This is a genomic window from Arthrobacter sp. MYb23 (assembly GCF_002979775.1).
Classification (GTDB): Bacteria; Actinomycetota; Actinomycetes; order Actinomycetales; family Micrococcaceae; genus Arthrobacter.
Genome location: NZ_PCPR01000001.1, coordinates 30,354 through 43,149, shown reverse-complemented (window position 1 = coordinate 43,149; position 12,796 = coordinate 30,354). Strand labels below are relative to the sequence as shown.

Here is a 12,796-nt window from a genome sequence, read left to right as displayed (position 1 = left end):
TAGTCTGCCGTGCATGGACGCTATGCCCCAGCGACGATTCGACCCCCTGGCTGCCGTGCGGTCGGACGGGGACCACCAGTGCGACCTTCTCCTGACCGGAACGGTTTTCCAGGACATCATCTTTACCGGACTTCCGCACGCACCCGAACCCGGTACGGAGGTGTGGAGCGAAGGCATGGGCAGTTGCCCCGGCGGTGTGGCCAACCAAGCCATTGCTGCCGCGCGGCTCGGCTTGCGAACCAACCTCGCGGCAACCTTCGGGGACGACGGCTACGGCGACTACAACTGGCAGATCCTGGAAAGCCAGGAGCACGTTGACCTCTCGCTTTCCCAGAGGGTTTCCGGCTGGCACTCACCCGTGACGGTATCCATGTGCGTGAACCAGGACCGGTCCATGGTCACGCACGGCCACCCGGCTCCGATCAGTTCCTCGGAACTGATCGGGAAGCCGCCCAGGGCGCTCGCCGCCGTCGCCGATTTAGGCGAGGAGATGGAACCGTGGATGCTCGCAGCGAAGGATGCGGGCACCAAGCTCTTTGGCGTGGTGGGCTGGGACCCCACCGGGGAGTGGTCCGAGCGTCGGCTGGACCAGCTGGCGAATTTCCATGCCTTCCTGCCCAATGCTCCCGAAGCGATGGCGTTCACCGGCAAAGCGGACCCGTGGGCGGCCTTGTATTCGCTGGCTGACCGTGTCCCCGTGGCCGTGGTAACTCTTGGCCCTCAAGGCGCGGTGGCAGTGGACTCCGAAACCGGGGAAGAGGAGTGGGTGCCGTCCCTGCCCGTATCAGCTTCCGATCCCACGGGCGCCGGAGACTGTTTCGGGGCGGCGTTCATTGTGGGATGCCTGGCGGGGTGGAGATTGGGGGACCGGCTCCGGTTCGCGAACCTTTGCGCCTCCCTGGCGGTTCAGGAAGTGGGAGGCTCACTGGCTGCGCCGGGGTGGGGCGACATCGCTGACTGGTGGCAACGGGCAAACGCACGGAAAGAGCGTCAGTCCAGTCAGTGGTTGCGGCGCTTCGCCTTCCTGGAACCGATCGTGAAGGACATCCCGGCGGAAGCGCAACGACGAGCCCGGGCCACCATCGCGCACTTGTCTGACGCCCAGTAGCCCCTGACGGAGCCCCGCAGTTAACCCGAGTTCACTGACAGCATTAGAATCTCTAGGGTGACTTACGAAGCAGCTGCAGATATCGGGATCGGGACGAAGGCCTCCATAGCAAAGTCAGCGGTGCTGGAGCGCTCCGCCGTGATCGACCTCGACGCCGTGCGGCACAACGTTCGTCAGTTCGTCGGCATCGCCTCCCCGGCCGCTGTTATGGCCGTGGTGAAGGCGGACGCTTATGGGCACGGTGCCGTACAGGTGGCCCGGGCAGCCCTCGACGCCGGAGCGGCCTGGCTGGGCGTTGCCCACATCTCCGAGGCACTCGTCTTGCGCGCCGCCGGAGTGGATGCTCCACTGCTTGCCTGGCTGCACACCCGTGAAAGTAACTTCCAAGCGGCAGTCGCCGCGGGCATCGACGTCGGCATTTCCGGTTGGGAGCTGGAAGCGGTAGTCGCCGCAGCACGGGAACAGGAACGGCCCGCGCGGGTGCATCTCAAGGTGGACACGGGACTGGGCCGGAATGGCTGCACCATTGCCGACTGGGACCAATTGTTGGGCCAGGCCGTGGACTACCAGGACCAAGGCCTCCTCAGGGTGGTGGGAATCTTCTCCCACCTCGCCGTTGCCGACGAGCCGCACCGCCCGGAAACCGACGAGCAACTGGCCGTCTTCCGCGAAGCCATTGCCATGGCCGAGGACGCGGGCGTAGACACCGAGGTCCGGCACATAGCCAACACACCGGCAGCCTTGTCCCGCCCGGACTCTCACTTCGACCTCGTCCGTGTGGGCCTGGGCATCTACGGTTTGTCTCCCTTCGAGGGGGCTACCTCTGCCGAACTTGGCCTCCATCCCGCCATGACGGTCCGGACCCTCCTGTCCAACTGCAAGAAGGTGCCCGAAGGCCAAGGCGTCTCCTACGGCCTCAATTACCGGACCAGCGCGGAAAGCACGCTGGGCCTGGTGCCGCTGGGTTACGCAGACGGCGTCCCAAGGATCGCCACCGGGGGTCCCGTGCGGGTGAATGGCATCAATTACCCGGTGGTGGGCAGGATTGCGATGGACCAGATGGTCATTGATCTGGGCCCGCTGTCCCCGGAAGAGGCGGCCGGCTTCAAAGGCGCCGAGGCTGTCATGTTCGGCAACGGTGCCGATGGCGGCCCTACGGCCGATGATTGGGCGGCTGCAGCTGGAACCAATAACTACGAAATCGTGACGCGCATCAGCCCCAGGGTCCCGCGCAGCTACGTCAACGAACGGCCTGCCATGCCGGAGGCGCCTGCGGCTGTCGCCGGCCAAGCTGAAACGGCAGCGCTGTGAGCGAAGCCCAGTGGGAACGCACGCTCACGGTCACGACGGCGGAGCAGACCCATGCGCTCGCAGCAGCTGTGGGCGGGGTGCTTGAGGCCGGGGATCTCCTGGTCCTGACCGGTGAGCTGGGCGCGGGCAAGACGACATTCACCCAAGGCCTTGGCGAGGGCCTGGGGGTGCGTGCAGGCATCATCTCGCCAACGTTTGTTCTGGTACGGATCCACCCCAATCTCCCCGATGGCCCCAGGCCCGGCGGTCCGGACCTGGTCCATGTTGACGCCTATCGACTGGACTCGGCAGCGGAAATCGATGACATCGATCTTGAAAACACCATGGACACGGCGGTAACAGTGGTGGAGTGGGGCCGGGACCGGGTGGAGCACCTCTCTGACAGCCGACTGGAGATTGACCTGCACAGGGCAGTGGGTGGAGAACACCCGGAGACCTCCACAGGCGGGGTGGTCATGGACTTCGATACCGATGACGACGACGAACCCCGCACCATCGTGTTCCGTGGGTTCGGTCCCCGTTGGACCGAGGCGCCGAACATCCTTGAGACCAGCGAATACGGAGGCAATTGATGCTGATCCTGGCCATTGATACGTCAGCGGTTGCCAGTGCGGCCCTGATTTCGGATGATGCCATGGAGGGCGTTGTTGATTCCTTCGCCACCGAGGACACCCGCAGCCACGCCGAAGTCCTCGCTCCCGGGATCGAGAAGCTCTTGGCCGGTGCCGGCGTCACGGGCCAAGACATCGACGCGATCGTCACGGGAGTTGGACCTGGCCCGTTCACCGGACTCCGTTCCGGCATTGCGACGGCCCGCACCCTCGCTTTCGTGTGGAACAAGCCGTTGTACGGGCTCATGAGCCTGGATGCCATCGCGTTGGAAGTAGCGGAGTCAACAGCCGCTACCCCCGAATTCCTTGTGGCCACGGATGCCCGACGCAAAGAGGTCTACTGGGCCCGTTACTCGCTGGCTGAGGGCCAGCTTCCGGAGCTCGCAGACGGCCCGCATGTGGGTTTCGCTTCCGAGCTTCCGGAGTTGCCGGTATTCGGTGCGGGTGCAGGTTTATATGCTGATGTCCTCACTGCGGATGAGGACTTTGCCCAGACACAACCGGACGCGGCCTCGCTGGGTCAGTTCGCTTTGGCCAGGCTCACGGCCGGGCAGGCGTTGCTTGACTCCACTCCGCTGTATCTTCGCGAATCCGATGCCCAGGTGCCCGGGCCCAGGAAGCGTGCTCTTTGATGGGAAGGACACTGTGAAACTGTCACCCAAGCTGGAACTCGCCGGTGTTTCACTGCGCGACATGACTGAGGCCGATATCCCGGCAGTTGAGGTGTTGGAGCGTCGCTTGTTCCCCGTGGACGCCTGGCCCCTGCAGATGTTCTTCGACGAGTTGGCCCAGCCCGAGACCCGGCGATACGTGGTGGCGGAGGTTTCCGGGGAGATCGTGGCTTACGCCGGATTGATGTGCATCGAACCGATTGCGGACGTCCAGACAATCGCCGTCGTGCCTGAATTCGAAGGCAAAGGAATCGGCTCCGCTGTCCTCACGGAACTGATTGAAGAAGCCCGGCGCCGCCGTGCGGATGACGTCCTGCTTGAAGTCCGGGCGGACAACCCCCGTGCCCAGCAACTGTACGTTCGGTTCGGCTTCGAACAGATCCACGTCCGTCCCCGCTATTACCGGGACGGCACCGACGCCCTGATCATGAGGCTTGAACTGAACAAACCACAGTCCAACGAAGGAGCCACAGCGTGAGCGGGCAGTATCCGGAACAGCCAAAGCAGCCCTTGGTGCTTGGCATCGAGTCCTCCTGCGACGAGACCGGCGTTGGAATCGTGCGGGGCACTACGTTGCTGACCAATACCGTCTCTTCTTCCATGGATGAGCACGTCCGCTTCGGTGGTGTCATCCCGGAGATCGCTTCGCGTGCGCACCTGGACGCTTTTGTTCCGACGCTTCAAGAGTCGCTGCATGAGGCAGGCGTGACCTTGGACGACATCGATGCCATTGCCGTGACGTCCGGTCCCGGTCTGGCCGGAGCGCTGATGGTGGGCGTCTGTGCTGCCAAGGCTTTGGCTGTGGCCACCGGCAAACCGCTCTATGCCATCAACCACTTGGTGGCGCACGTGGGCGTGGGCCTGCTGGATGGACGTCGGGGAACTGACGGAAAGCACGACGCCGGTGCTGCCGCCGGCCTGGGTGCCGGAAAGCTGCCCGAGAACCTCGGGGCTCTCCTGGTATCGGGTGGGCACACTGAAATCCTGAGGATCAGGAGCATCACGGACGACGTTGAACTGCTTGGCTCAACCATTGATGACGCCGCCGGTGAAGCGTACGACAAAGTTGCCCGCATCCTTGGCCTCGGTTACCCGGGTGGGCCCGCCATCGACAAACTGGCGCGCCAAGGCAATCCCAAGTCCATCCGGTTCCCGCGCGGCCTGAGCCAGCCCAAGTACATGGGGACCGCCGAGGACAAGGGCCCGCACCGCTATGACTGGTCGTTCAGCGGCCTGAAGACCGCTGTGGCCCGTTGCGTGGAACAGTTTGAGGCCCGTGGCGAGGAAGTGCCGGTGGCCGACATCGCCGCGGCTTTCCAGGAAGCCGTGGTGGACGTCATCAGTTCCAAGGCGGTCCTGGCCTGCAAGGAACACGGCATCACCGATGTCCTGCTGGGTGGTGGCGTTGCAGCGAATTCGCGGCTCCGGGAGCTGACCGGGCAGCGCTGTACCTCGGCCGGAATCACGCTGCATGTACCGCCGCTGGACCTTTGCACGGACAACGGCGCCATGGTGGCAGCGCTGGGAGCCCAGCTGATCATGGCTGGCGTCGCCCCCAGCGGAGTTAATTTCGCGCCGGATTCCTCCATGCCCGTCACCACGGTGTCAGTGCCTGCCTAGGCTTCCCACCAAGGCAGGCGCACCGGCCGGGACTACGCGTCGGGACCTTTGCGCATCTGCTGAACGAGGTCCATGACCACTGCCTGCAGATCGCCGTTGTGTTCGGCGGCGACGCGGCGCTGCCGCTGGTAACTGGCGCCTCGTTCAACGATCTTGAGGACGTCCGCCAACTCTTCGGAACAACCCAGCTTGGCAGCCACCGGCTCCAGCCGCGCAACCGTTTCCGCGAGGTGTTCGGTGACCAACTGCTCGTTGCCCTCGGCATCGAGGATGATGATGGCTTCCATGCCGTAGCGGGCGGCGCGCCACTTGTTCTCCTGCACATGCCATGGCGGCATGGTGGGGATGGTGCCGCCGGCGTCCAGGATGGAGGAGAACTCGTCCACCAGGCACTGGGTCAGTGCAGCGATGGCGCCTACTTCTTCAAGGGTGGCCAGGCCGTCGCAGATCCGCATCTCGATGGTGCCCAGGTTGGACACGGGCCGGATATCCCAACGGATCTCAGACGTGGCATCGATGACACCGGTGGTGAACATGTCCTGGACGTAGGACTCGTAGGCTTCCCACGAATCAAACTGGAAGGGAAGTCCCGCGGTGGGCAATTGCTGGAACATGAGCGCGCGTTGGGACGCGTAGCCGGTTTCCTCGCCTGCCCAGTAGGGGCTGGAGGCGGACAGTGCCTGGAAATGGGGGAAGTAGTTGACCAGGCCGTCCAAGACGGGGAGGACCTTTTCCTTGCGGTCGATGCCCACGTGGACGTGAACGCCATAGATGACCATCTGGCGTCCCCACCATTGGGTCCGCTCGATCAGCTTGGCGTAGCGCTCTTTGTCGGTGACGGGCTGGAGCAGGGGAGGGCTGAAGGGGTGGCTGCCTGCGCAGAACACCTCCACGCCCATGGGGTCGGTGACTTCACGGACTGCTGCCAGCGATCGGCTGAGATCGTCTTTGGCGTCTTTGACAGTCTCGCAAATACCGGTGACGAGCTCCACGGTGTTGAGGAGCAACTCGCGCTTGATGTGGGGGTGTTCGTCGTCCTCGTTGAGGTCGGGGTGGTTCGCAGCGACGCCTTTGAGGACATCGTTGGCGACTGATACCAATTCCCCTGTGCGTGCATTGACGAGCGCCAACTCCCATTCCACACCCAGTGTCGATTGCCTGGATGGCGCAAAATCAATCTGCACGTAGTCCCCTCATTGTGTTGTCTCAGCCGGACGCGTTCCCCGCTGCGGGGCCGCCAGCGGTCGGATCAAGTCTAATGCAGCCCGAACGCCAGTGATATCGCCGCTTTGCGGGCTGCAATGAGCCGTCACTTGCTAATAAGAATGATTCTCAATAGAATCGACCCATGCACCTTTCAGTCGTCAGTTCCCTGGACAGCCAATGCCGTGAGGCAGCCACCAGCAGGCTGGGCCGAACGCACTCCAACTCGGTGGTGGTCCTCCATGACCTCCTGGACGGTTCTCTGGTACTTCGCCGTGTTTACCGGGATGGCCTTTTGTTCGAACGCGAAACAACAGTCCTGGAACATGGTTGCCTCAGCTGCACAGTTCGGTTGGACGTGGTGCCGACGGCGGAACGCCTTGCCGCGTGCGGTTTCGACCACGTTGTCCTTGGCCTGCCACCAGGAGTGGCAGCCGGGATGGCCGTTGCGGAGCTTCGCGGTGGCCTCAGCCGCCCGGCGGTGATCGACAACGCGGTGTTGGCACTGGACCCGGCGGATCTGGAGGACCATATCTGGGACCGGCACACACTGTTTGAATCCGGATTCACCTCAATGCCGCAGGATGAGCGCACCAGCGGCGAGTTCCTCATCGGTGAGTTCGGGCAAGTGGACACCGTCATGGTGCATCCGGGCCTGGGCGCAGTGTTGACCGGGGATCACCGTGAAGGATCGGCGCAGTGGTTGACCGGAATGGAGCTACTGGGCGAATTGGCGCCCCACGCAGCAAAGGTCGGGGAAGCTGACGAGTTCCGGCCAGGGTGCTTTGATGATGCCGAAGCGGCGGCACGCAACCGCCCCGGCGTCGTGCGCGTTCCTGTCAGCGAGACGCCAGGTTCCTTCCGGACGGTACTCCACAAAGCGGGTCGGCCCTTGCATCCCGGGCGCTTCCGCGATGCGCTTCCTCAACTGGCCGTGGGCACGCACTGGCTGCGTGGGCGCCTCTGGATCGCATCGGCGCCGAAAACGCGGATCGCGGTCCAGGGAATCGGGCCGCGGGTGTGGCTTGAAAGCACCGGAAAGTGGTTGGCCGACTCCGCTGAATCAGCCCCCGGCAGTGCGCGCCCTGGAGCGGCGGGTGCCGACGTCGACTCCTTTCTTGACTGGCACCCCAGCCATGGCGACCGCGGAACTGTCCTGGCCATCACTGGACGGTCCGAGGATATTGACCCACAGGAAATCAGTGATCTGTTGGAAGGTTGCCAACTGACGGAAGCAGAGATGGAGCAAGATTTCGGGGTCTGGGATGACCCCCTGGAACTGAGCGACGCCCTCTAGAGCCAGCAACACAAACCAGGCCAAACACCCAACAAAAGGAGAAACACCATGAAGGTCAGGAATTCGCTGCGTGCCCTCAAGAAGATCCCCGGCGCCCAGATTGTGCGCCGGCGCGGGCGTACCTTTGTCATCAACAAGAACAACCCGCGGATGAAAGCACGGCAGGGCTAAGCGCGCGGCAGCCCCAGGACGGCAGTGCCGAAGGGGCGTTGTTTAATGGGGGAATGCCAATCCTGAACAAAGACATGTCCTTGTGCATTTCGCTCGCGGCCCGGCCCAGCAACATCGGTACCCGGTTCCACAACTACCTGTACGATCTGCTGGGCTTGAACTTTGTCTACAAGGCATTCGCCCCTGCTGACATCACCCTTGCGGTGGCGGGCATCCGCGGCCTCCCGATCCGGGGCGCCGCGGTGTCCATGCCGTACAAGGAAGCAGTCATCCCGTTGGTTGACGTGATGGATCCATCGGCCAAAGCCATTGATTCGGTCAACACCATCGTCAACAACGACGGCGTCCTCACCGCCTACAACACGGACTACATCGCTATTGCCCGGCTCCTGAAGGACCATCAGGTTCCCAGCAGCCACACCGTGTTGCTCCGTGGTGCCGGCGGCATGGCCAAGGCTGTTGCCGCAGCCCTGCGGGACGCGGGGTTCACCGCTGTCACCATCGTGGCGCGCAACGAGGACACTGGCCGTGCCCTTGCGGATCTCTACGGCTTCGCATGGCAGAACGACGTCAACGGTTCCACCGCGGACCTCATCATTAATGTCACTCCGCTGGGAATGGCAGGCGCGGATGAAACGGCCCAGTCCTTCGACGACGCCGCGATTGCCGCTGCCCAAGTGGTGTTCGACGTCGTGGCATTGCCTTCTGAGACACCGCTCATCAGCGCAGCCCGGAAGGCGGGCAAGAAAGTGATCACTGGCGCTGCGGTCATTGCCATCCAGGCGGAAGAGCAGTTTGTCCTCTACACCGGTGTGCGCCCGAGCCCTGGGCAAGTCCGCGAAGCGTCTGAATTCTCGCGTCGCTGACGGCAGGGGAGCGCTAGAACGTCACGGGCTCCACAACAACAGCCACTCTCTCCTCGCCGATCCTGGTGAGGACCAGGGTGGCTGTTCTTGCGTCCTTGCCCTTTGCGGGTTTGGCGGGAAGCAACTGCTTCCGCAGTTCCTCCGGGGTTACCGCCGTGCCGCGCTTCTTGATGTCCAGCACCGTGATGCCGTTGGTCTTAACCCAGGCTTTGAGGGCCTTGACGTTGTACGGCATGACTTCAAGGACCTTGTAGGCGCGGGCAAAGGGTGTGTCGTGCAGTTCCGGAGCGCAGATGTAAGCGATGTGCTCATCCACCAGGTGTCCACCCAGCCGTTCGGCAACATCGGCCACCAGGCCTGCGCGGATCACCGCACCGTCGGGTTCGTAGAGGAAACCCTCAACAGGCCCGACGGCGGCTACCGGGCCGCCGTCGAAATCCTCGGCGCTGGTGATTTCCGCAGCGCCCTGGCTGCCAATCACCAGCGCGGCGCGACGCACGCCGGGGCGGGACACAGCGTTGAACCACAGGGTCACTTCGGTGACATCTCCGCCTACCGATACCCACTGGGCCTCGCAGCCTGAGGGCACGGAGTCATGAGGAATGCCCGGACCCATTTTGACGCCGATGGCGCGGCCGGTAGCCGCCAGGCGTTCCACGAAGGACAACGGGGGAGAGAAAGCTTCAGGGTCCCAGATCCGTTTGGTTCCGGACGTGGAAGTGGTTCGCCGGGCGGGATCCAGCCATACACCGTCGATCCCCTCCAAGTCCACGGTTGTTGCATCGGAGTGCACCACAGTGGCATGCGGAAAAGGCATGAGGTTGATGGTGGCGCAGGCGGCAGTGGTTTCATCCATCTCCACGGCGGTCACCGAAATGTCCATGGAAGCCATCGCCATGGAATCGGCGCCCAGGCCACAGCCGAGGTCTGCAACGTGGGAAATACCGGCCTTCGCGAAACGCTCGGCGTGGCGGGCGGCGACGTTCAAGCGCGTGGCCTGCTCCAAGCCGGCCTGGGTGAACAGCATCTGCCGGGCAAACTCACCGAACTTTGCCTCTGCACGTGTCCGAAGCCGGGATTGGGTGAGGACCGCTGCTACGAGTTCGGGGGAGTGCCCTGCCTTCCGGAGGTCGGCGTTGACGCTGAATGAGTCGGCCTCCCGGTAGGGTCCCAATGAGGCAAGAAGTTCCCATCCTTCAGTAGTCAGCAAGGGTGCGATCTGTTCCTGCGGTGCGTGAGACATGGGATCAAGCCTAACGGCGCGGCGGTTGACGGCGTGACTGGCGAATCAGCCGGATAGGGTTGTTTTCATGGAAGACAACGCTGCCCCGCACACCTCCACCCTGACAAAGTTCGCGCGCCCCGCCCTGATAGCGGGGGTCGTGATCGCGGTGGTCTGCATCGGCCTGCTGATCATCATCTTCGCCTTGGATTCCTTCAATGCCGCTACGTATTCGGTGGCTGGCAAGAGCGTCAATGATGCCACCGACGAAGCGCGGGGCATCCGCGAACTTTACAGTGGTGCCCGGACCGGTGGCATCATCACGTTGGTGATCTCCGGCGTCGTGGCTGTTGCCTCTGCCGTGGTGCTTTATTTGAACCGCGGCAATGCTCCCCTGGACGAGGATGACGACGGCGAAGACTACGATCTGGACGACCTCACGGGCAGGTGAAGGACGTTCACTCGTGACGAAATGCTGGCACTCACCTTGACCGAGTGCTAACGCTTACATAGAGTCGTATTAGCACTCTCCCCCGGAGGGTGCTAATCACGCCAAGCGTCTTCCGGCACCGCGACGACGGATGCACGCTCCGGCACCCTAGTTCTTAGTCCATGAATCAGCTCATGAAAAGGAGAGTCCGAGTGTCGGTCTCGATTAAGCCTCTTGAGGATCGTATTGTTGTTCGCCCGCTCGAAGCAGAGCAGACCACGGCTTCCGGCCTGGTAATTCCGGACTCCGCGCAGGAGAAGCCGCAGGAAGGCGAAGTTGTTGCAATCGGCCCCGGCCGCTTCGATGACAACGGCAACCGCGTACCGGTTGACGTAGCTGTTGGCGACGTCGTCATCTACTCCAAGTACGGTGGAACCGAAGTCAAGACCGGCGGCAACGAGTACCTCGTTCTGTCCGCCCGCGACGTCCTTGCGATCGTCGTAAAGTAACTTCCCGGAGCCCCGCACCGCCGTCGCGTTGGAATCATTCCAGCCGTCAGCGGTGCGGGTTTTCTGTCTTGAAAGGACACAACCATGGCAAAGCAGCTTGCTTTTAACGATGCTGCCCGCCGGTCTCTTGAGGCCGGTATCGACAAGCTCGCCAACACTGTCAAGGTGACGCTTGGCCCGCGCGGCCGCAACGTCGTGCTGGACAAGAAGTGGGGCGCTCCCACGATCACCAACGACGGCGTGACCATCGCCCGCGAAGTTGAGCTTGATGACCCCTACGAGAACCTTGGCGCACAGCTGGCCAAGGAAGTAGCCACCAAGACCAACGACGTCGCCGGCGACGGCACCACCACGGCTACCGTGCTGGCACAGGCGCTGGTCAAGGAAGGCCTGCGCAACGTTGCTGCCGGCGCCGCTCCTGGCGAGATCAAGCGCGGCATCGAGGTTTCCGTTGAAGCCGTCGCAGCCCGCCTCCTGGAGAATGCCCGCGAAGTCGAAGGCACCCAGGTTGCCAGCGTTGCAGCTATCTCCGCGCAGAGCGACGAGGTTGGCGAACTGCTGGCCGAAGCATTCGGCAAGGTTGGCAAAGATGGTGTCATCACCATTGAAGAATCCTCCACCACCCAGACCGAACTGGTCCTCACCGAGGGCATGCAGTTCGACAAGGGCTACCTTTCCCCGTACTTCGTCACCGACGCTGAGCGCCAGGAAGCCGTCCTTGAGGACGCCCTGATCCTGATCAACCAGGGCAAGATCTCCTCGCTGCAGGACTTCCTGCCGCTCCTGGAGAAGGCCCTGCAGGCAAACAAGCCGCTCTTCATCATTGCTGAAGACATTGAAGGCGAAGCCCTTTCCACGCTGATCGTCAACCGCATCCGCGGCACGCTCAACGTTGTTGCCGTCAAGGCTCCGGGCTTCGGCGACCGCCGCAAGGCCATGCTCCAGGACATCGCCACGCTCACGGGCGCCCAGGTTGTTTCCCCGGATCTTGGCCTGAGCCTGGACACTGTTGGCCTGGAGGTACTTGGTACCGCACGCCGCATCACGGTGACCAAGGACAACACCACCATTGTTGACGGCGCCGGCACGGCTGAGGACGTTGCCGACCGCGTTGCACAGCTGCGCGCTGAACTCACCCGGACGGACTCCGACTGGGACAAGGAAAAGCTGCAGGAACGCCTGGCCAAGCTGGCCGGCGGCATCGGCGTGATCAAGGTTGGCGCAGCCACCGAGGTTGAGCTGAAGGAAAAGAAGCACCGCATCGAGGACGCTGTTTCCTCCACGCGCGCAGCCCTCGAAGAAGGCATTGTTTCCGGTGGCGGTTCCGCTCTCATCCACGCCCTCAAGGCACTGGACGAGTCCCCGGCCGTCAAGGCGCTGGAAGGTGACGCAGCAGCTGCTGTGGGCATCGTCCGCCGCGCCCTGGTTCAGCCGCTGCGCTGGATCGCCCAGAACGCCGGATTCGACGGCTTCGTTGTTGTTGCCAAGGTTTCCGAGCTGGAAGCCAACCACGGCTTCAACGCCAAGTCCGGCGAGTACGAGGACCTGATCGCCGCTGGCGTGATCGACCCCGTCAAGGTCACCCGCTCGGCTCTCCGCAACGCCGCTTCCATCGCTGCCCTGGTTCTCACCACCGAGACCCTGGTTGCCGAGAAGCCGGCTGAGGAAGAAGACGCACACGCAGGCCACCAGCACTAACGGCTCTGTTCACCACAAGCCCCGGTCACATTGACCGGGGCTTGTGGTGTTTTCGAAGAGCAGTCCTGGCCTGCGCCCG

Annotated in this window: 14 protein-coding genes; 12 read left to right on the top strand and 2 right to left on the bottom strand. The window is 63.2% G+C overall.

Annotation, left to right across the window (positions count from 1 at the left end):
• Positions 1–13: 13 nt before the first annotated feature.
• Genes CQ020_RS00200 through tsaD form a run of 6 tightly spaced genes read left to right on the top strand, consistent with a single transcriptional unit; the run spans position 14 to position 5,321 of the window.
• Positions 14–1,108, top strand: a complete 1,095-nt coding sequence (locus CQ020_RS00200) for a carbohydrate kinase family protein (RefSeq protein ID WP_258141617.1) — start codon at positions 14–16, stop codon at positions 1,106–1,108.
• A gap of 57 nt (positions 1,109–1,165) precedes the next feature.
• The gene (gene alr / locus CQ020_RS00195; protein ID WP_105690064.1) at positions 1,166–2,419 is read left to right on the top strand and encodes an alanine racemase; all 1,254 of its coding nucleotides are present in this window, start codon (positions 1,166–1,168) and stop codon (positions 2,417–2,419) included.
• Positions 2,416–2,991 (top strand): tRNA (adenosine(37)-N6)-threonylcarbamoyltransferase complex ATPase subunit type 1 TsaE, encoded by a 576-nt coding sequence (gene tsaE, locus CQ020_RS00190; protein ID WP_105690063.1) that lies wholly within the window; start codon positions 2,416–2,418, stop codon positions 2,989–2,991. Before alr ends, tsaE begins: the two co-directional genes overlap by 4 nt.
• The gene (gene tsaB / locus CQ020_RS00185; RefSeq protein ID WP_105690062.1) at positions 2,991–3,662 is read left to right on the top strand and encodes a tRNA (adenosine(37)-N6)-threonylcarbamoyltransferase complex dimerization subunit type 1 TsaB; all 672 of its coding nucleotides are present in this window, start codon (positions 2,991–2,993) and stop codon (positions 3,660–3,662) included. The genes tsaE and tsaB overlap by 1 nt, the downstream gene beginning before the upstream one ends.
• A 13-nt stretch (positions 3,663–3,675) precedes the next feature.
• Complete coding sequence (gene rimI, locus CQ020_RS00180; RefSeq protein WP_105690380.1) at positions 3,676–4,179, top strand: ribosomal protein S18-alanine N-acetyltransferase; 504 nt, start codon at positions 3,676–3,678, stop codon at positions 4,177–4,179.
• Complete coding sequence (gene tsaD, locus CQ020_RS00175; protein WP_105690061.1) at positions 4,176–5,321, top strand: tRNA (adenosine(37)-N6)-threonylcarbamoyltransferase complex transferase subunit TsaD; 1,146 nt, start codon at positions 4,176–4,178, stop codon at positions 5,319–5,321. Before rimI ends, tsaD begins: the two co-directional genes overlap by 4 nt.
• Before the next feature lie 32 nt (positions 5,322–5,353).
• Here the strand turns inward: tsaD and CQ020_RS00170 are convergent, their stop codons facing one another.
• Positions 5,354–6,505 carry a glutamate--cysteine ligase gene (locus tag CQ020_RS00170; protein WP_024817541.1) on the bottom strand — a complete coding sequence of 384 codons (1,152 nt, stop codon included), beginning with the start codon at positions 6,503–6,505 and terminating at the stop codon, positions 5,354–5,356.
• Positions 6,506–6,669: 164 nt separating this feature from the next.
• On the opposite strand from CQ020_RS00170, the gene CQ020_RS00165 reads away from it, so the two are divergent.
• From CQ020_RS00165 to CQ020_RS00155, 3 genes are read left to right on the top strand one after another with little or no spacing between them, the layout of a single operon-like run.
• Complete coding sequence (locus CQ020_RS00165) at positions 6,670–7,821, top strand: GTP-binding protein (protein ID WP_105690060.1); 1,152 nt, start codon at positions 6,670–6,672, stop codon at positions 7,819–7,821.
• 48 nt (positions 7,822–7,869) lie between these two features.
• Positions 7,870–7,992 carry a type B 50S ribosomal protein L36 gene (ykgO, locus tag CQ020_RS00160; protein WP_011775528.1) on the top strand — a complete coding sequence of 41 codons (123 nt, stop codon included), beginning with the start codon at positions 7,870–7,872 and terminating at the stop codon, positions 7,990–7,992.
• Positions 7,993–8,045: 53 nt separating this feature from the next.
• Positions 8,046–8,858, top strand: coding sequence for a shikimate 5-dehydrogenase (locus tag CQ020_RS00155; protein WP_105690059.1), 813 nt, complete (start codon positions 8,046–8,048; stop codon positions 8,856–8,858).
• 13 nt (positions 8,859–8,871) lie between these two features.
• Here the strand turns inward: CQ020_RS00155 and CQ020_RS00150 are convergent, their stop codons facing one another.
• On the bottom strand, positions 8,872–10,101 hold the full coding sequence (locus CQ020_RS00150) for a class I SAM-dependent methyltransferase (RefSeq protein WP_105690058.1): 1,230 nt from the start codon (positions 10,099–10,101) through the stop codon (positions 8,872–8,874).
• 67 nt (positions 10,102–10,168) lie between these two features.
• On the opposite strand from CQ020_RS00150, the gene CQ020_RS00145 reads away from it, so the two are divergent.
• From CQ020_RS00145 to groL, 3 genes are all read left to right on the top strand, one after another.
• Positions 10,169–10,531 carry a hypothetical protein gene (locus CQ020_RS00145; RefSeq protein WP_105690057.1) on the top strand — a complete coding sequence of 121 codons (363 nt, stop codon included), beginning with the start codon at positions 10,169–10,171 and terminating at the stop codon, positions 10,529–10,531.
• A gap of 191 nt (positions 10,532–10,722) precedes the next feature.
• Positions 10,723–11,019, top strand: coding sequence for a co-chaperone GroES (gene groES / locus CQ020_RS00140; RefSeq protein WP_011775524.1), 297 nt, complete (start codon positions 10,723–10,725; stop codon positions 11,017–11,019).
• Between the two features lie 84 nt (positions 11,020–11,103).
• Positions 11,104–12,717: a chaperonin GroEL gene (gene groL / locus CQ020_RS00135; RefSeq protein WP_062073085.1), complete on the top strand. Its 1,614-nt coding sequence runs from the start codon at positions 11,104–11,106 to the stop codon at positions 12,715–12,717.
• The last annotated feature ends 79 nt before the right edge of the window (positions 12,718–12,796 follow it).

Excerpts from the sequence above, each read along its gene's own strand:
- CQ020_RS00200 (WP_258141617.1), top strand. The coding sequence starts at position 14 with ATGGACGCTATGCCCCAGCGACGATTCGACCCCCTGGCTGCCGTGCGG.
- tsaB (WP_105690062.1), top strand. The coding sequence starts at position 2,991 with ATGCTGATCCTGGCCATTGATACGTCAGCGGTTGCCAGTGCGGCCCTG.
- CQ020_RS00165 (WP_105690060.1), top strand. The coding sequence starts at position 6,670 with ATGCACCTTTCAGTCGTCAGTTCCCTGGACAGCCAATGCCGTGAGGCA.
- ykgO (WP_011775528.1), top strand. The coding sequence starts at position 7,870 with ATGAAGGTCAGGAATTCGCTGCGTGCCCTCAAGAAGATCCCCGGCGCC.
- CQ020_RS00155 (WP_105690059.1), top strand. The coding sequence starts at position 8,046 with ATGCCAATCCTGAACAAAGACATGTCCTTGTGCATTTCGCTCGCGGCC.
- CQ020_RS00150 (WP_105690058.1), bottom strand. The coding sequence starts at position 10,101 with ATGTCTCACGCACCGCAGGAACAGATCGCACCCTTGCTGACTACTGAA.
- CQ020_RS00145 (WP_105690057.1), top strand. The coding sequence starts at position 10,169 with ATGGAAGACAACGCTGCCCCGCACACCTCCACCCTGACAAAGTTCGCG.
- groL (WP_062073085.1), top strand. The coding sequence starts at position 11,104 with ATGGCAAAGCAGCTTGCTTTTAACGATGCTGCCCGCCGGTCTCTTGAG.